Source organism: Streptomyces sp. ISL-12, assembly GCF_018614415.1.
Taxonomy (GTDB): domain Bacteria; phylum Actinomycetota; class Actinomycetes; order Streptomycetales; family Streptomycetaceae; genus Streptomyces.
In genome coordinates this window covers 1-17,969 of record NZ_JAGGOO010000131.1, presented here as the reverse complement: position 1 = coordinate 17,969, position 17,969 = coordinate 1, and the positions used below count along the sequence as shown (strand labels likewise).

Genomic DNA, 17,969 nt, shown 5'->3' with positions numbered 1-17,969 from the left:
CACGGGGCCCTGCGAGGCGTCGCGGATGGGCGTCCTGGCTGCCGTCGGCTCCGGGTGATTGACTCGGCACGATCTCAAGTCGCCGAGCAATCTGGAGAGTTCATGTCGCGTCCGTTCCGTTTCGGTGTCAACCTGACCGTGCCGGCCCCGGCCGAGGAGTGGCGTGACAAGTGCCGCCGGGCGGAGGAGCTGGGGTACGACGTGCTGCTGGTCCCCGACCATCTGGGCATGGTGGCGCCGTTCCCGGCGCTGGTCGCGGCGGCGCAGGCCACCGAGCGGCCGCGGCTGGGCACGTTCGTGCTGAACGCGGGTTTCTGGAACCCTGCGCTGCTGGCCCGCGAGGTGGCGACCACCGACGCGCTGACCGGGGGCCGGCTGGAGCTGGGGATCGGGGCCGGGTATGTGCGGGCGGAGCACGACGCGGCCGGGCTGCCGTTCGGCTCGCCGGGTGAGCGGGTGGACCGGGTGCGGCACACGGTGCGGGAGCTGAAGCGGCTGCTGGAGTCCGCCGACCACCAGCCGCGTCCGGCGCGGCACCGGGTGCCGCTGCTGATCGGCGCGGGCGGTCCGCGCATGCTGGAACTGGCCGCCGAGCACGCCGACATCGCGGCGTTCACCGGCGCGCGTGCGGTGCCGGGGAGCACGACGGGGCAACTGGTCCCGCGCACCGCCGAGGAACTGGACGCGAGCGTGGCCGACTACCGCGCGCGGGCGGCGGACTCGGCGGCCACGGAGCTGAACCTGCTGATTCAGATGGTGCTGGTCACCGAGGACCGCGAGGCCGCCGTCCGCCCGTTCGCGGAGCGCGTACCGCACCTGACCACCGCGCAGATGCTGGAGCTGCCCACCCTGCTGGCCGGTACCGTCGAGGAGATCGCGGGCCAGGTGCGGGCGCAGCGCGAGCGGTACGGCTTCTCGTACCTGACCGTGCTGGAGCCGTACATGGAGGCCTTCGCCCCGGTGGTGCGGGCGCTGCGCGGGGAGTGACCTCCGCCGTCCACATACCGGAAACCGCTGGTCACCCGTCTGCGTGGCTGATGGGATCGGTTCATGATCGATCTTCATGTACGGGCCGCCGGGCCCGAGGACCTGGACACCGTGCTTGCCTTCTGGAAGGTGGCCGCGGAGGGCACCAGCATCAGCGACGACCGGGCGGGCGTCGAGCGCCTGGTCGCCCGCGACCCCGAGGCGCTGGTCCTGGGCGAGGTCGACGGCGAGCTGGCCGGCACGGTGATCGCCGGCTTCGACGGCTGGCGGTGCCATCTGTACCGGCTCGCGGTGCACCCGGACCGGCGCCGCCAGGGCATCGCCACGGCGCTGCTGACCGCCGCCGAGGCACGCTTCGTCGCCCTCGGCGGGCGGCGCGGGGACGCGATGGTGCTGGTGCGCAACGAGCGGGCGCAGCACGCGTGGCGGGCCGCCGGTTACGAGCCCGAGGAGCAGTGGCGGCGCTGGGTGAAGCACCTCGCCTCCTGAGGCGCCTCGGAGTCGTGGCCTCATCCGGCCCGGGGCGGGCACTCGCGCGACCATGACGGACTCCGAGCCCCTGTCCACGGAACCGCCGCCCGGCGTGCGACAGCGCGCGAGCCGCCCCGCCCTGCCCGATCATGGGACGGATGACCGAAGGACGCACGGTCGTGGGACCGACGATCGCGGGACGACGGGCGGTCGCGGGACAACAGGCGATCGCAGGACGACGGACGATCACGGGACGGCAGACAATCACGTCACGACCGGCGATCGCGGGACGGAGGTGAACCGGTGACCGAAGTGCTCCTGCTGCTGGTGGCCGTCCTGCTCGCGCTGGCCTGTGGCGCCTTCGTCGCGGCCGAGTTCTCCCTGACCACCGTCGAACGCGGCGCGCTGGAGCGGGCCGCGGCACGCGGGGAGCGCGGCGCGGCGGGCGCCCTGAAGGCCGTACGGAATCTGACGTTCCAGCTGTCGGGCGCTCAGCTCGGCATCACGGTGACCAATCTGGTGGTCGGCATGCTCGCCGAGCCGTCGATCGCCGCACTGCTCGCGGGCCCGCTGCGGGACCTGGGCGCTTCTCCGTCGACCGCCTCCTCGATCGCGCTGGTGATCGGTACGGCGCTGTCCACGGTGGTGCTGATGGTGGTCGGCGAGCTGGTCCCGAAGAACTGGGCGATCTCGTCGCCGGTCGCCGTCGCCAAGCGGGTGGCGACCCCGCAGCGCTGGTTCAGCGCCGCCTTCCGGCCCTTCATCACCCATCTGAACAACACCGCCAACCGTCTCGTACGGCGTCTCGGTGTGGAGCCCGCCGAGGAACTGGCGTCCGCGCGCGGGCCGCAGGAGCTGGCGGCGCTCGCCCGGCACTCGGCCAGGGAGGGCTCGCTGGAGGCGGACACCGCCGAACTGTTCGTACGGACGCTGAACCTCGCCGACCTCACCGCGGAGCACGTGATGACGCCGCGCGTCCAGGTGATCGCCTTGGAGGCCGGCGCGAGCTGCGCGGACGTGGCGAACGCGACGCGGGCGACCGGGCTGTCCCGGTTCCCCGTCTACCGGGACACCCTGGACGCGGTGGTGGGCACCGCGCACATCAAGGACGTCCTGGCGGTGCCCGCCGAGCGGCGGTCCGAGGTGCCGGTCTCCGAGCTGATGCGCGATCCGCTGCTGGTGCCGGCCACGCTCACCGTCGACCGGCTCCTGGACCGGCTCTCCGGGCGGCGCACCATGGCCGTGGTGATCGACGAGTACGGCGGCACGGCGGGCGTGGCGACGCTGGAGGACATCGTGGAGGAGGTCGTCGGCGAGGTGCGGGACGAGCACGACCCGCACGAGACGCCCGAGCTGGCCCCGGCCGGCACGGACGAGCACGGGCACGCGCTGTTCCGGGCGGACGGCTCGGCCCGGGTGGACCGGCTGAAGCGGGTCGGCCTGCGGGTGCCGGAAGGACCGTACGAGACGGTGGCCGGGCTGGTCGCGGCCGAGCTGGGGCGTATCCCGGCGGTCGGTGACCGGGTGGAGGTGGCGGGCTGGCGCCTCGACGTCGTGGACGCCACGGGCCGCCGGGCCGCCGCCGTCCTGCTGCGCGCACCGCTCGAGGACGAGCGGACCGGAAACGCCGACTCCGGTCCAGGCAACGAGGAGGCCGGGCGGTGACCGTCGTACAGCTGCTGATCGGTCTGCTGACGCTGGTCGTCAACGCCTTCTTCGTGGGCGCGGAGTTCGCGTTGATCTCCGTGCGCCGCAGTCAGGTGGAGCCGCACGCCGAGGCGGGCGACCGGCGGGCGGAGCGCGTGCTGTGGGGGTTGGAACACGTGTCGGCGCTGATGGCGGCGGCCCAGCTCGGCATCACGCTGTGCACGCTGGTCCTCGGCATCGTCGCGGAACCTGCCATCGCCCATCTGCTGGAACCGGTGTTCCACGCGATGGGGGTGCCGTCCGGGGCCGGGCACCTGGTCTCCTTCGTGCTGGCGCTGGCCCTGGCGACGTATCTGCACATGCTGCTGGGCGAGATGGTGCCGAAGAACATCGCGCTGGCGGAGCCGGTGCGCAGCGCGCTGCTGCTCGGTCCACCGCTGGTGGCCCTGTCCCGGGCGCTGCGCCCGGTGATCTTCACGGTCAACGCGTTCGCCAACGCGCTGCTCAAGCTGCTGCGGGTCGAGGCGCGGAACGAGGTGTCGGCGTCCTTCACCGACACCGAGCTGGCCGAGATCGTGAAGGACGCGAGCGAGGCCGGGCTCATCGACGACCGCGCCCAGGAGCGGCTGCACGACGCGCTGGAACTGGGCCGGCGGCCGGTGCGCGACGTGGTGCTCCCCCTGGAACGGGTCGTGCACGCGCGCGTGGGCGTCACCCCCGAGCAGTTGGAGCGGCTGTCGGCCGAGTCCGGGTTCTCCCGGTTCCCGGTGGTGGACGACGGGCGGCGGATCGTCGGCTACCTGCACGTGAAGGACGCCCTGGACGCCTCACCGCGCGGCGCGGCGTTCCGGCCGGGTGACATGCGTCCCATCGCCCGGGTACGGGAGAGCACCCCGCTGGACGACGTACTGACGGCGATGCGCGCGAGCCGCACCCATCTGGCGGCCGTCCTGGAGGCCGACGGACGGCTGGCCGGGCTGGTGACCATGGAGGACGTCCTGCGGGAGCTGTTCGGACAGCGGACGTGAGGACACCGGCCGACGGATGCCGGACGCCCCCCTCTGGTGAGCGCCGGGCAACGTCGGGTGGGCCGTCAGGCACCCGTCGGGTGGGCCGTCAGGCGCCCGTCGGCAGGCAGCAGACACCCACCGGCGGGCTCAGGCACCCACCGGCGGGCTCAGGCACCGACCGGCGGGCTCAGGCACCGACCGGCGGGTATGCCGTTGGGTGCCTCGGGATACCATTTTCGTCGCCATGCAGACGAACCCCACTTTCACCAGCCTGGTCGCGATCGGCGACTCCTTCACCGAGGGCATGTCGGACCTGCTGCCCGACGGCTCCTACCGGGGCTGGGCCGATCTACTGGCCGCCCGGATGGCCGCCCGCACCCCCGGCTTCCGCTACGCCAACCTCGCCGTGCGCGGCAAGCTGATCGGCCAGATCGTCGACGAGCAGGTGGACGTCGCCGCCGCGATGGGCGCCGACGTGATCACCCTGGTCGGCGGGCTCAACGACACCCTGCGCCCCAAGTGCGACATGGGGCGGGTGCGGGACCTGCTGACGGAGGCCGTGGAGCGGCTGGCCCCGAACTGCAAGCAACTGGTGCTGATGCGCAGCCCGGGCCGCCAGGGCCCGGTCCTGGAACGGTTCCGCCCACGCATGGAGGCGCTGTTCACCGTCGTCGACGACCTCGCCGCCCGGCACGGTGCCGTGGTCGTCGACCTCTACGGGGCGCCCTCGCTGGCCGACCCACGGCTGTGGGACGTGGACCGGCTGCACCTGACCGCCGAGGGACACCGCAGGGTCGCCGAGGCGGTGTGGCAGACGCTCGGATACGAGGCCGAGGACTCCGAGTGGCGCACGCCGGTACCGACGACGCCGCCGCCCGGCTGGATGCTGCGGCGGAGCGCCGACCTGCGGTTCGCCCGGACGCACCTGCTGCCGTGGATCGGCCGTCGGCTGACCGGCCGCTCCTCCGGGGACGGCCGGACAGGCGCCCAGTTCGACGCTGAGCTGGGCACAGCATTCTGGGTCACCCCTGCGGACCACACAAACCCCGGCCCTGTGACGGACTGGCGACGGGTGGGGCACTGCCCCGGAGCCTAGCCCGGTTGCCATGCGCCGCTTGAGCGCGGGCACCGTTCCCTCCCTGCCTGCGCCCGCTGACGTTCACCGATCCACGGCCGGCGTCGCAGGCTCCCGGTCCACGCCGCCCGATCGGAGTGGAACAAGCGCGACGACCGAGTCGTTCGAGGATCCGCGAAGGCGCCAGCGGCGTGATCAACGCTCGCCCGGCAACAGGCGAGCCGAGGGCGGGCGTAGCGGGTCGTAGAGCTCGGCACCCGCTGGCGGCGCCTGAGCGCAGGCCGACAGGCCCCGCTCACGCTCGCCCACCTCCGCAACGGCCGCCCGCATGCCCAGCTCGCGACCGCGCACCGGCACATCACCGAGGCCGTTGAAACCCTGACCGCCCTCGCGCCGACCCTCACAGAGGCGGCGCGGACAGCATCGTCGAAAGCGTTCGTGCTGCTGGACGGGGCCCTGCTGCCCATAGACCGGATCGCCGCAGAAAAGCCTCAGTCGGGCAAGGGGGTCTCTCAGTACCTGTATCACCAGGGTCTCCCTGTCGGCCGCAAGCCTGCTTAGCCTGTGGTCGGTTCCCGGCTGAACGCGGGGAAAGCAATGGACCAGATGATCTTTCCTGAAAGAGCGTTTCCAGTGCAAAAGCGCAAACTTGGACAGCAACTCGAAGTTTCAGCTCTGGGGCTCGGCTGCATGGGCATGAGCTTTTTCTACGGCGCGCTCCCGGACCCAGCCGAGATGACGAAGCTGCTGCGGGCGGCAGTTGACCGCGGCGTGACTTTCTTCGACACCGCCGAAGTCTATGGCCCTTTCACCAATGAAGAGCTGGTCGGTCAGGCACTGGCGCCGGTGCGCGACCAAGTGGTGATAGCCACCAAGTTCGGCATCAAGCACGGCGAACACGGGCCGACCCCGATGTCGGGGGTCGACAGCCGGCCCGAGCAGATCCGCCGAGCAACCGAGGCCTCGCTCACGCGTCTCCAGACCGAGTACATTGACCTGCTCTATCAACACCGCGTCGATCCCGACGTACCCATTGAAGACGTGGCCGGCACGGTGAAAGAGCTGATTTCCGAAGGTAAAGTCAAGCACTTCGGCCTGTCGGAGGCCGGTGCGACGACGATTAGGCGCGCCCACGCTGTGCAGCCTGTGGCGGCACTACAGAGTGAATACTCACTCTGGATGCGAGAGCACGAGACCGATATTATTCCGACCTTGGAGAAGCTGGGCATTGGTCTGGTCCCCTACAGCCCGCTCGGGAAGGGCTATCTGACCGGCAAAATCGATTCCAGCACGTCGCTGGCCGACGACGATCTGCGTCGCTCCCTGCCACGCTTCACACCCGAAGCGCGGCAGGCTAATCAGGCGCTGGTCGAGTTGCTCCAGCAGATTGCCGACGACAAGGGGGCTACGCCGGCTCAGATCGCCCTCGCTTGGGTGCTGGCGCAGAAGCCGTGGTTCGTGCCGATCCCCGGCACCACCAGGCTGCACCGCCTGGAAGAGAACCTAGGCGCACTCGACGTCGAGCTGACGCCCGGTGACCTGCAGCGCATCGAGGAGACCGCGGCCCGGATTCGTATCCAGGGCGGGCGCGTTCCCGAGCAGTTGAAGTCGCTGTTCGGCCGCTGACGAGGTCGAACTGAGGCCCCAGGCGCCCCGAAGGAAAGCGCCGGCGACACTCCATGGACACGCACGGCGATTCACCCCCCATCAGTCCAATTCAACTGACCCGCATGCGCGACCGTGCTTGCGCATTTTTCCATGACAGAAGGGACGGAGACCAATGGCGGACAACCAATTCACCACTCACACAGAACTTTTCGATCTGAGTGGGAAGTGCGCCCTTGTCACTGGCGGCACCAAGGGCATTGGGATGATGATAGCGCGCGGCCTTCTCCAGGCGGGCGCCCGCGTCGTCATCAGCTCACGCAAGGCAGACACGTGCGCGGAGGCACAGCAGCTGCTGTCCGAATTCGGCGACGTTCGCGCCATCCCCGCCGATCTGTCCAGGCACGACGAGTGTCAGCGCCTCGCTGATCTTGTCATGGGCGACTCGGAACGCCTGGACATCCTGGTCAACAACGCGGGCGCGATGTGGCGCGAACCGCTGGCGACGTTCCCGGACGAGGCATGGGACGCGGTGATCGACCTCAACCTCAAGTCGCCGTTCCGGCTGGTGCAGGCGCTGCTCCCCGCGCTTCGCAGGGCGGGCACCGCCGATGATCCCGCGCGGGTCATCAACATCGGCAGTATCGCCGCCATCCACGTCGCGCAGTCGCCCAACTACTCGTACGCCAGCAGCAAAGCGGCACTCCATCAACTCACCAGAGTGCTTGCCAGAGAGCTGGGCCCACAGCACGTCACCGTGAACGCGGTGGCACCGGGAGTGTTCCCGTCGCAGATGATGGCGTCCACGCTCGATGCCATCGGCGACACGATCGCGGCGGCGGCCCCTCTGCGCCGGCTCGGCCGCGCCGACGACATGGCGGGTATCGCCGTGTTTCTCGCCAGCCGGGCTGGGTCCTACCTCACGGGCACCATCATCCCGGTAGACGGCGGCATCGCGACGACCGCATCGGGCACCCCCTAGACTGCGGGACGGACCTACGGTGAGGAGATGGCCACGATGGATCTGCGCACCGAGATCCGGGAGTTCCTCAGCTCGCGTCGCGCCCGCATCACACCCGAGCAGGCGGGTCTGCCCGCTTACGGCGGCAACCGCCGGGTCAAAGGTCTGCGCCGCGAGGAGGTAGCGCTACTGGCGGGGGTATCGGTCGACTACTACGTGCGCATGGAGCGCGGCAGCCTCGCCGGTGCCTCCGATGGCGTGCTCGACGCGTTGGCTTCTGCCTTGCAACTCGACGAGGCCGAGCGCGACCACCTGTTCCACCTCGCGCGCCGATCCAGGGCGCCCAGCGGCCCGCGCCGGCGCCGGTCTGCCGTGACAGTGCGCTCGACGCTGCAGCAGGTGCTCGACGCGATCTCCGAGGCGCCGGCCTGGATCGGCAACGGCCGTTATGACGTGCTCGCCATGAACCAACTCGCTCGCGCGCTGTATTCACCGGTGCTGGCCGACCCGCGACGGCCGGCGAACACAGCGCGGTTCGTCTATCTGAACCCGGAAGCGGCCAGAGATTTCTTTGTCGACTACGACCATGTTGCCGGTGCCGCGGCCGCGAAGCTACGCATGGAAGCCGGCCGCGATCCGCACGACGAGGAGCTGATCGCCCTGGTCGGCGAACTGTCGACGTGCAGTGAGCTGTTCCGGCAGCGGTGGGCATCTCAGGACGTGCGGCTGCACCGGTCCGGACGCAAGCGGATGCGCCATCCGATCGTGGGCCAGCTCGACTTGGACGTCGAGTCCCTGGAACTGCCCGCCGAACCCGGCCTGCACCTCAACGTCTACACCGCGTCCGCGGGCACACCGACCGCTGACGCTCTGGCGCTCCTGGCGTCGTGGGCGGCCACCCAACAGACGCTGGCGACCGAACTCGAAGCACACAACGGATAGCAGACGGCGCGGCGGCGCGCGATGACACCCGGCGACCACGCCGGAGCTCTGGCCCCTTCGACACCACCCCAACACCCGGAGCAGTGGAATCCGGCGCCATCCCGAGACAACACTCGGGCCCTCGGCCTGCACAGCCTCAGCCCACGGCACGAAAACGGTCCACCGACTCCGTCGGCGGACCGTTACTAAAGTTCGAGGCTGGACGGGGTCGACCGGACCCGGCGCATGCGCTCTCGGCCTTCCCTCAGGCCGAGACCCAGAGGCAGCGCTGCCTCAGATGGTCGGGGTGTCGTCGACAATCGGCCTGTGAATCTCGACGACCGGCTTCCACCCCGCGGAGAACTCGATGAAGTCCGCACGGGTGGGGTAGGTGTCGATCGCGCGACGGTCACGCTTGGGGCTGTCGCTCGCCTTGCGCCCCCGGGGAATCTGCTCCTCGAAGATGTCGACCTTCACGTCGGGAACCTCCTTGAGGCCCTGGCGCCAGATCTGCACGACGTCGGCGCCGAACGCCTGCCGGGCCGCAGCGTAAAGGGCCGTGAGGGCTCCCTTGTCCCCACCAGGGACGAAAAGTGCCAGGTCCAGCACGACACCGGCGGACTGGAGGACCTCGATGGTCACCGGGCCGTTCTCGTCGGCCAAGTAGATCCCGGCTTCATTCTCGTCGTCGGGAAGGCAGGAGACTTCTTCCTGGAATACGGTTCGCGCCGTGATCGAGCCGCCCTCGAATTCCTCACCGGACCTGGTCAGAAAAGCAGGGACATAGCAGTCGGGAAGCTTGAGTTCTGCCGTGTCGGCGGAAACGAAGAGCTTGTCCTTCACGCCGAGCTTCGTCACCTCTTCCAGCGAGAGGCGGCGAGCGGCGATCTTCTCCGTGTTCACGATTTCCCTTTCAGGTTGCACTGTCCCTCCGAACAAGAACGCTACCACGAAACTCTGAGGTCAACTGCCCAGTAATCGTTGGGTAAATGGCCTCCGCCGACCTGCACGGGAGGATGCCGAAGCGAGTGCCACTCGGCCGGGAACACGCATCCGCCAGATAGTGTCCCTCGCCATGGCGCTGGGGATCAACTGGCGGTTGCATTTCGGTGCGTTGGATAGCGCGGAGGAACTAAAAGAGAGCTTACGGCAGATATCGCCCATATCCCCTTCGGGGAGGTGACGGCAAGGTAAGGCAAGCCATTCGGTCAGGACTTCGGCACAATCGGCTGACGTCCGATTGCTGGCGTCTCGTCGTAGTGGGCGGGGTTCGGTACACAGCAGGCACGGACGTCCGCGATCATGGCGTTCTCTACGCTCTGCGACCCTGGACTGGCCGTGCCTGCCGACGCACCGCCGCTGGATCCCCCTGCCCTGGAACAGCTTCAGGCCGCATCCGGTCTGCGCAATCCTCGCCGGACGCGATCGCTGCCCGCAGTGAGCGAATGGGGGGGGCGACGCACCGCCCGACTTGCTTCCCCCAAGAGGCAGACGTGACCGCCCCCCGCTCCGCGACCCTTCGCGTCCGGGAGCTTACGCTGGGTCGCGCTGCGGTCCGGCGGCGGGCGTCCGGCGAAACGCCCGGAGCCGCTGCCGTACGGCGGTCCGCTCGGCTGGTCCTGGGCCGGGAGGGAGTTCTCGTAGGTTCCTCCAGTTCCCCCCTCGGCGCTGGCCTGCACGAATCGCCAGTAGAATCCGTTTACGTGACTTCCGCTCCCGCCAAGCCCCGCATCCCCAACGTCCTCGCCGGACGCTACGCCTCCGCCGAGCTCGCCACGCTCTGGTCGCCCGAGCAGAAGGTGAGGCTGGAGCGACAGCTCTGGCTCGCCGTGCTGCGGGCGCAGAAGGACCTCGGCATCGAGGTGCCCGACGAGGCGATCGCCGCCTATGAGCGCGTGCTCGACCAGGTGGACCTGACCTCGATCGCCGAGCGAGAGAAGGTCACCCGGCACGACGTGAAGGCGCGGATCGAGGAGTTCAACGACCTCGCCGGGCACGAGCAGGTACACAAGGGCATGACCTCCCGGGACCTGACGGAGAACGTCGAGCAGCTGCAGATCCGGCTCTCGCTGGAGCTGGTGCGGGACCGGACCGTGGCCGTGCTGGCGCGGCTGGGCAAGCTGGCCGGCGAGTACGGGGAACTGGTGATGGCCGGGCGCTCGCACAACGTGGCGGCGCAGGCCACGACGCTGGGCAAGCGGTTCGCCACCGCCGCCGACGAGCTGCTCGTGGCGTACGGCCGGGTGGAGGAACTGCTCGGCCGCTATCCGCTGCGCGGCATCAAGGGCCCGGTCGGCACCGCCCAGGACATGCTGGACCTGCTCGGCGGTGACGCGGGCAAGCTCGCGGAGCTGGAGCGGCGGATCGCCGGACACCTCGGCTTCGCACAGGCGTTCACCTCGGTCGGCCAGGTATATCCGCGCTCGCTGGACTACGAGGTCGTCACCGCGCTGGTGCAGCTCGCGGCGGCGCCGTCGTCGCTGGCCAAGACGGTCCGGCTGATGGCCGGGCACGAACTGGTCACCGAGGGCTTCAAGCCGGGCCAGGTCGGCTCGTCCGCGATGCCGCACAAGATGAACACCCGCTCCTGCGAGCGCGTCAACGGCCTGATGGTGATCCTGCGCGGCTACGCCTCGATGACCGGCGAGCTGGCGGGCGACCAGTGGAACGAGGGCGACGTGTCCTGCTCGGTGGTGCGCCGGGTGGCCCTGCCCGACGCGTTCTTCGCGCTGGACGGGCTGCTGGAGACGTTCCTGACCGTGCTGGACGAGTTCGGGGCGTTCCCGGCCGTCGTGGCCCGGGAACTGGACCGCTACCTGCCGTTCCTCGCCACCACCAAGGTCCTCATGGGCGCCGTGCGCGCCGGTGTCGGCCGTGAGGTCGCGCACGAGGCGATCAAGGAGAACGCCGTCGCCACCGCGCTGGCCATGCGCGAGCAGGGCGCCGAGCGCAACGACCTGCTCGACAAGCTCGCCGCCGACGAGCGGCTGCCGCTGGACCGGGAACAGCTCACCGCGCTGATGGCCGACAAGCTGTCCTTCACGGGTGCCGCCGCCGACCAGGTGGCCGCCGTCGTGGACCGGGTCGAGGAGATCGTCAAGCAGCACCCCGAGGCGGCCGGCTACACGCCCGGCGCGATCCTCTGACGCGCGCACGGACATGCCCCGCTTCACCCCGGCGGAACTGGAGGCCGCCCGCGACCGTCTCGTACCGGACGTCGTCGCGGACGGTCTCCACGTGCTGTTCTGCGGCATCAACCCCGGCCTGATGACCGCCGCGACGGGCCACCACTTCGCCCGCCCCGGCAACCGGTTCTGGCCCGTACTGCATCTGTCCGGGTTCACCCCGAGGCTGCTCAAGCCCGCCGAGCAGGAGGAACTCCTCTCGTACGGGCTCGGCATCACCAACGTGGTCGCGCGGGCGAGCGCCCGGGCCGACGAGCTGACCGCCGAGGAGTACCGGGAGGGCGGCCGGGAGCTGGCCCTCAAGGTGACGCGGCTGCGGCCGCGCTGGCTGGCCGTGGTCGGCGTCACCGCGTACCGAGCCGCCTTCGACGACAGAAAGGCCCAGGTGGGGCCGCAGGAGCGGATGATCGGGGACACCCGGGTGTGGGTGCTGCCCAACCCGAGCGGGCTGAACGCGCACTGGACGGCGCAGACGATGGCGGAGGAGTTCGCGCGGCTGCGGGTCGCGGCGCAGACGCAGACGCAGATGTAGATGTAGATGTAGATGTAGGCCCAGGCGTAGCTGCGGACGTGGGCGTGGAAGCAGGCGTGGGCGTGGTTCATGGCGGGGCTTCCTCCGTGACGGCGGCCAGCAACTGCACCTCGTCCGTCGCGTCCCGGTCGGCGACTGCGAGCGCGACCCAGCGGCCGGTGCCCGCCACCTCCCAGAGGTAGGCGAGCCGGGCGCGGGCGCTCAGCTCGGTCCACGGCTCGGGTATCGCCTCCGCCCGCTCGGTGCGCAGCAGGACCGTGAGCAGGTTGAGGATCTCCGACTCGCCCCAGCGCTCGGTCAGGCGGGCGTCGACGGCGTCCCGCTCCTTCTCGTACTGGTCGACGGTCACCGCACGCTCGGCCGGGTCGCCGCCGCCGCGCAGGCCGTGGCTGCCGCTCAGCACCACGAGGTGGTGGTCGTGCTCCGCCGGGAAGGGGCGGAAGCACAGCTCGTCGATGAGGGCGATGTGCCGGGCGATGTCCATGGCTCCAGTAAAGCGGGCACCACTGACAACTGGCGGTCCGTCAGGCGTCCCGGCGGCGCAGCCGCAACCCGCCCGCCAGCACGGCGGCGGCCGTCCACAGCGCCGTCACGGCAAGTCCCGTCCAGGGGCCGACACTTCCGTCGTACGTCTCGTACAGGACCACCTGCCCCGCCTTGTCCGGCAGGAAGTCGGTGGCGCCGCCGGCCACGTCGCCGATCACGAAGGAGACGATGAGGATGAACGGGATCATGACCGAGAGGGTGGCGACGCCGCTGCGGAACAGCGCGGTGAGGCCGGCCGCGAACAGCGCCATCAGCATGAGGTAGACGCCGCAGCCCACGACGCCGCGTGCCTGCTCGGCCGTGCTGAGTCCGCTCGCGGCCGGCCCCAGCCCCGCCCGCGTGACCAGGAGGGCGGCGAGGGCGGTGACGAGTCCCACGGCGAGGGAGAGGGACGCGATCGTCGTCAGCTTGGCCGCGTACCACCGACCGCGACGCGGCACCGCGGCCAGGGTCAGCCGGATGGCGTTGCCGTGGTACTCGGACGACACGGCCAGGGCACCGAAGGCGATGGCGGCTATCTGGCCGGGCAGGACGCCGGACAGTGCCATGAACAGGGCGTCGAAGTCCGGATCGGAGGTGTCGGAGACACCGGCCAGCGCGGAGAACGCCGTGGTGGCGGCGGCCACCGCCAGCAGCGTGCCGTACGACGACCGCAGGGTGCGGACCTTGAGGAACTCGGAACGCAGGACGGGTGCGTGTGTCATGGTCAGGCCTCCTGGGGCTGGGCGGTGAACTCGGCCTCGGCGGCCGTCAGGTCGAGGTAGGCCTGTTCCAAGGTGCCTTCCTCGGCTGAGAGTTCGAGGATCGGTACCCCGGCCGCCGACACGACGCGGCCGATGTCCTCCACGCGCGCGCCGGACACGGTCCAGTGCCCCGCCTCGTGCCGTACGGCGTCGTGGCCGTGGCGGGCGAGGACGTCGGCGAGGGCGGTGGGGTCCGAGGTGCGGACGCGGACGCGCGGCCGTACGCGCGCGTGGATGAACTCCCGCATCGGGGTGTCGGCCAGCAGCCGGCCCCGGCCCAGGACCACGAGGTGGTCGGCGAAGGACGCGGTCTCGTTCATGAGGTGGCTGGAGACCAGGACCGTGCGGCCCTCGGACGCGAGCCGGCGCAGCAGTTCCCGGATCCAGATGATGCCTTGCGGGTCGAGGCCGTTGGAGGGCTCGTCCAGCATCACCACCTCCGGGTCGCCGAGCAGGGCGGCGGCGATGCCGAGCCGCTGGCGCATGCCCAGGGAGTACGTCCGCACCCGGCGCCGGGCCACCGACGCGATGCCCGTCTCCTCCAGCACCTCGTCCACCCGGCGTTCGGGCAGCCGGTTGCTCACCGCCAGGACGCGCAGATGGTCCCGGGCGGTGCGCGAGCCGTGCGCGGCATGCGCGTCGAGGAGGGCGCCGACGTGCCGCAGCGGTTCGTCGAGCGCGGCGTAGGCGCGTCCGCCGAGGGTGGCGGTGCCGGAGGTGGGCCGGTCCAGGCCGAGGACGAGACGCATGGTGGTGGACTTCCCCGCGCCGTTGGGGCCGAGGAAGCCGGTGACGCGGCCGGAGTGGACGGTGCAGGTCAGGTCGTCGACGGCGCGTCGGGTGCCGTACTCCTTGGTGAGGGCCCGCAGTTCGATGCTGGTCATGACGACAGCGTGGCCGGTCGTGCCCGGCCCGGGCCTCCCCCGCCGGTGGAGTCCGTCTCCCCCGTGCGGGGGAGGGCCGATGTCAGTGGCGGCTGGCACGATGACGCCATGGTCCGCTTGCTGCGCCCGCTGGTGCGGGGGACGACGTACACCCGGCTGCTGCACCTGTGGGTGCCGATGCTGGTCGTGAGCCTGTGGATCCTCATCGACGACACACGGATGTGGGCGCCCGCGGTGGCGCTGGCCCCGCTGGGCCTGATCGCGGGAGTGCGCGGCGGCGAGCGGCTGCAGGCGCAGTGGCTCCTGCTGCCCGGTGGGGACGACACCGGTTTCTCCCCGGGCCCCTCGGTGACCTGGGCGGACCGGCTGCGCACGGTGGTGTGGCTGGAGGTGCGGATGGCGCTGGGCTGGCTGGTGACGTTCGCCTGCGTCTGGCTGCCCATCACCGCGCACTGGCTGATACGGCTCGCCTCGGGCCACGAAATCGACACGTTCGCCGGGACGATCGGCCCGCACTGGGCGTACGCGCTCCTCGTGCCGGTCCCCCTGGTCGCGCTGTACGGAGCGGTGGTGGGCCTCGGCGCCCTGGTCACCGCGGCCGCCCGTACGCTGCTCGGCCCCTCCCCGGCCGAGCGCCTGGCCACGCTGGAGGAGCGCACCGAACAACTGCTGGAGCGCAACCGCATCGCCCGCGAACTGCACGACTCCATCGGGCACGCGCTGACCGTCGCCGTCGTGCAGGCGGGCGCGGCGCGGGCGGCCGGTGACCCGGACTTCACCGACCGGGCGCTGTCGGCCATCGAGGACACCGGTCGGACCGCCCTGGAGGACCTGGAACGGGTCCTGGGGGTGCTGCGGGAGGAGCGGCGGCCGGTGAGCGCCCGGCCGACGCTGGCGGACGCGGACCGGCTGCTGGAGTCCGCGCGGTCCTCCGGGGCGAAGCTCGACACGGAGGTGACCGGGCCGCTGGAGACCGTGCCCGGGCCGGTGTCCAGAGAGGGGTACCGCATTCTCCAGGAGGCGCTGACCAATGTGCTGCGGCACGCGGGTGCCGTACCCGTCCGAGTCCGTATCCGGGTGGAGGACAGCACTCTTGGTCTGGAGATACGCAGCCCGCTCGCGGCCGCCGCGCCCGGTCCGGGCCGGGGCAGCGGACTGCGCGGCATACGGGAGCGGGCCGCGCTCCTGGGCGGACACGCCAGTACGGGGCCCGACGCCGGTGACTGGCAGGTTCATGTGGTGCTGCCGGTGCGCTGATCTACCCTGGCCGGATGCCGGTCACCGTTCTCCTCGTCGATGATGAACCCCTGGTCCGCGCCGGCCTGCGGGCGGTGCTGGAGGCGCAGCCCGACATCGAGGTGGTCGGGGAGGCGGCCGACGGGGCGGCGGTGATCCCGCTGGTGCGGCAGCTGCGGCCGGACGTGGTCGCCATGGACGTCCGCATGCCGCTGCTGGACGGCATCGAGGCCACCCGCGCCGTGCTGCGGACGGTGACCGACCCGCCGAAGATCCTGGTGATCACCACCTTCGAGAACGACGAGTACGTGTACGAGGCACTGCGCGCCGGGGCCGACGGATTCCTGCTGAAGCGGGCCCGGCCCGCGGAGATCGTGCACGCGGTACGGCTGGTGGCGGAGGGCGAGTCGCTGCTCTTCCCGGCGTCGGTACGGCAGTTGGCGGCGGAGTACGGCGACGGCGGCGGGATGCGCGCGGCCCGCGCGGCGATGGACCGCGCCCAACTGACCGAGCGGGAGGGCGAGGTGCTGCGGCTGATGGCGCGCGGGCTGTCGAACGCGGAGATCGCCGCCAAGCTGGTCGTCGGTACGGAGACGGTGAAGTCGCACGTGAGCGCCGTGTTGGGGAAGCTGGGGGCGCGGGACCGCACGCAGGCGGTGATCGCGGCGTACGAGTCGGGGTTCGTGGCGCCGGGCTGAGCCGTGCGGCACCGGGCGGACCGGCTCTCGCCGGGGGCCGGTGTGCCGAGTACGATCCGGCCAACACGCGCACGAGCTGGGAGGACGGACCGTGGGGCGGCTGACCGGCGGGGATCCCTCGCTGCTGCGGAGGATCAACTCCGCGGTGGTGCTGCACGCGCTGCGCTCGACGGACTGCGCGACGCTGACCGAGATCACCCGGGTGACGGGGCTGTCCCGGCCGACCGTGGAGGGCGTGGTCGACGGGCTGATCGAGGCCGGGCTGGTCGTCGAGACGGCGGCCGAGGAGGGGTCGGCCCGGCGGCAGGGGCGGCCTGCCCGGCGGTTCCGGTTCCGGGCGGAGGCGGGGCATCTGCTGGGGCTGGAGATCGGCCCGCACCGGGTGTCCGCGCTCCTGGCCGACCTGGACGGCACGGTGCTCGGCGTCCAGGCCAAGGACGTCGACGAGAACGCGTCGGCAGACGAGCGGCTGGAGCGGCTGCGGGGTGCCGTCGCCGAGTTGCTGCGCCGGGCCGGGGTGGCGCGCGGCTCGCTGCGGGCGGTGGGGGCGGCGACGCCGGGGATCGTCGAGGCGGACGGCACGGTGCGGCTGGGCACGGCGCTGCCGGGGTGGACGGGGCTGCGGCTGGGTGAGCGGCTGGGCCGTTCCTTCAAGTGCCCGGTCCTGGTCGAGAACGACGCCAACGCGGCGGCGGTCGCCGAGCACTGGCAGGGTGCCGCCATCGGCTCGGACGACGTGGTGTTCGTGCTGGCCGGGCTGAGTCCGGGGGCCGGGGCGCTGATCGGCGGGCGGCTGCACCGGGGCTTCGGCGGGGCGGCCGGGGAGATCGGGGCGCTGCATCTGCTGGGCCGTGAGGTGACGCCCGAGACGCTGCTGTCCACCACGGACGAGCCGCTGCACCCGCTCGACGAGCAGGCGGTCGCGAAGGTGTTCGCCCAGGCCAGGGACGGTGACCGGCGGGCCCGCGCGGCCGTCGACCGGTTCATCCGGCGCCTGGTGCACGACGTGGCGGCGCTGGTGCTGGCCCTCGACCCGGAGCTCGTGGTGATCGGCGGCTGGGCGGCCGGCCTCGACGGCGTCCTGGAACCGCTGCGCCGGGAGCTGTCCCGCTACTGTCTGCGCCCCCCGCGGGTCGCCCTGTCCCTGCTGGGCGAGGCCGCCGTACCGACGGGCGCGCTGCGGCTGGCCCTGGACCACGTGGAGGAACAGCTCTTCGCGGTGGAGGGCACGACGGCCCGACGGTGACCGTCCCCGCGATGGTCCGCTGATCAGGGGCGGTCGCTCGCGGCCCGGACTGGGCGCGAGCGTGGGCGTCGGTGTCGACCGACCGGGGCTGGTTGCCGTGGGGTGGCGTGTGGGCCGGTCGCCGTTCGGCCGGGGCGGGTCGCCATGGGGCGCGTGCCGGCCACCGCACGGCTGGGGCTGGTCGCCGTGGGGTCGCCACAGGGTCACCACTGGGCCGAGGCG

General features: G+C 71.3%; 17 protein-coding genes and 1 pseudogene. 14 read left to right on the top strand and 4 right to left on the bottom strand.

The window, feature by feature from the left end:
* The first annotated feature begins 102 nt into the window (after positions 1–102).
* From J7I94_RS31385 to J7I94_RS31345, 9 genes and pseudogenes are all read left to right on the top strand, one after another.
* On the top strand, positions 103–987 hold the full coding sequence (locus J7I94_RS31385) for an LLM class F420-dependent oxidoreductase (protein WP_215172571.1): 885 nt from the start codon (positions 103–105) through the stop codon (positions 985–987).
* A gap of 63 nt (positions 988–1,050) precedes the next feature.
* Positions 1,051–1,476, top strand: a complete 426-nt coding sequence (locus tag J7I94_RS31380; protein WP_215172569.1) for a GNAT family N-acetyltransferase — start codon at positions 1,051–1,053, stop codon at positions 1,474–1,476.
* 285 nt (positions 1,477–1,761) lie between these two features.
* A complete protein-coding gene (locus J7I94_RS31375) occupies positions 1,762–3,123 on the top strand; it encodes a hemolysin family protein (RefSeq protein WP_215172568.1) in 1,362 nt (453 codons plus the stop codon).
* Entirely contained in the window at positions 3,120–4,133 is a 1,014-nt protein-coding gene (locus tag J7I94_RS31370) for a hemolysin family protein (RefSeq protein ID WP_215172567.1), read from the top strand. The genes J7I94_RS31375 and J7I94_RS31370 overlap by 4 nt, the downstream gene beginning before the upstream one ends.
* A 226-nt stretch (positions 4,134–4,359) precedes the next feature.
* Positions 4,360–5,211 carry an SGNH/GDSL hydrolase family protein gene (locus J7I94_RS31365; RefSeq protein WP_215172565.1) on the top strand — a complete coding sequence of 284 codons (852 nt, stop codon included), beginning with the start codon at positions 4,360–4,362 and terminating at the stop codon, positions 5,209–5,211.
* Positions 5,212–5,439: 228 nt separating this feature from the next.
* Positions 5,440–5,694: pseudogene (locus tag J7I94_RS31360) on the top strand (IS5/IS1182 family transposase); the annotation flags it as partial.
* 129 nt (positions 5,695–5,823) lie between these two features.
* The gene (locus J7I94_RS31355; RefSeq protein ID WP_215172612.1) at positions 5,824–6,816 is read left to right on the top strand and encodes an aldo/keto reductase; all 993 of its coding nucleotides are present in this window, start codon (positions 5,824–5,826) and stop codon (positions 6,814–6,816) included.
* Positions 6,817–6,970: 154 nt separating this feature from the next.
* On the top strand, positions 6,971–7,777 hold the full coding sequence (locus tag J7I94_RS31350) for an SDR family oxidoreductase (protein ID WP_215172563.1): 807 nt from the start codon (positions 6,971–6,973) through the stop codon (positions 7,775–7,777).
* 27 nt (positions 7,778–7,804) lie between these two features.
* Positions 7,805–8,698 (top strand): helix-turn-helix transcriptional regulator, encoded by an 894-nt coding sequence (locus tag J7I94_RS31345; RefSeq protein WP_374198459.1) that lies wholly within the window; start codon positions 7,805–7,807, stop codon positions 8,696–8,698.
* A 273-nt stretch (positions 8,699–8,971) separates the two neighbouring features.
* Here J7I94_RS31345 and J7I94_RS31340 read toward each other — a convergent pair whose 3' ends face one another.
* Positions 8,972–9,580 carry a hypothetical protein gene (locus J7I94_RS31340; RefSeq protein ID WP_215172561.1) on the bottom strand — a complete coding sequence of 203 codons (609 nt, stop codon included), beginning with the start codon at positions 9,578–9,580 and terminating at the stop codon, positions 8,972–8,974.
* A gap of 800 nt (positions 9,581–10,380) precedes the next feature.
* On the opposite strand from J7I94_RS31340, the gene purB reads away from it, so the two are divergent.
* On the top strand, positions 10,381–11,823 hold the full coding sequence (gene purB / locus J7I94_RS31335) for an adenylosuccinate lyase (protein WP_215172559.1): 1,443 nt from the start codon (positions 10,381–10,383) through the stop codon (positions 11,821–11,823).
* A gap of 13 nt (positions 11,824–11,836) precedes the next feature.
* On the top strand, positions 11,837–12,394 hold the full coding sequence (mug, locus tag J7I94_RS31330) for a G/U mismatch-specific DNA glycosylase (RefSeq protein WP_215172557.1): 558 nt from the start codon (positions 11,837–11,839) through the stop codon (positions 12,392–12,394).
* 67 nt (positions 12,395–12,461) lie between these two features.
* Here the strand turns inward: mug and J7I94_RS31325 are convergent, their stop codons facing one another.
* From J7I94_RS31325 to J7I94_RS31315, 3 genes are read right to left on the bottom strand one after another with little or no spacing between them, the layout of a single operon-like run.
* On the bottom strand, positions 12,462–12,878 hold the full coding sequence (locus tag J7I94_RS31325; RefSeq protein WP_215172555.1) for a hypothetical protein: 417 nt from the start codon (positions 12,876–12,878) through the stop codon (positions 12,462–12,464).
* Between the two features lie 40 nt (positions 12,879–12,918).
* On the bottom strand, positions 12,919–13,644 hold the full coding sequence (locus tag J7I94_RS31320) for an ABC transporter permease (RefSeq protein WP_215172553.1): 726 nt from the start codon (positions 13,642–13,644) through the stop codon (positions 12,919–12,921).
* Positions 13,645–13,646: 2 nt separating this feature from the next.
* Positions 13,647–14,567, bottom strand: a complete 921-nt coding sequence (locus J7I94_RS31315) for an ABC transporter ATP-binding protein (RefSeq protein WP_215172551.1) — start codon at positions 14,565–14,567, stop codon at positions 13,647–13,649.
* Between the two features lie 108 nt (positions 14,568–14,675).
* On the opposite strand from J7I94_RS31315, the gene J7I94_RS31310 reads away from it, so the two are divergent.
* The 3 genes from J7I94_RS31310 (at position 14,676) to J7I94_RS31300 (ending at position 17,747) form a co-directional block, all read left to right on the top strand.
* Complete coding sequence (locus tag J7I94_RS31310) at positions 14,676–15,824, top strand: sensor histidine kinase (protein ID WP_215172549.1); 1,149 nt, start codon at positions 14,676–14,678, stop codon at positions 15,822–15,824.
* Between the two features lie 14 nt (positions 15,825–15,838).
* Entirely contained in the window at positions 15,839–16,501 is a 663-nt protein-coding gene (locus tag J7I94_RS31305) for a response regulator transcription factor (protein ID WP_215172547.1), read from the top strand.
* 91 nt (positions 16,502–16,592) lie between these two features.
* Entirely contained in the window at positions 16,593–17,747 is a 1,155-nt protein-coding gene (locus J7I94_RS31300; protein WP_215172545.1) for an ROK family transcriptional regulator, read from the top strand.
* Positions 17,748–17,969: the final 222 nt, after the last annotated feature.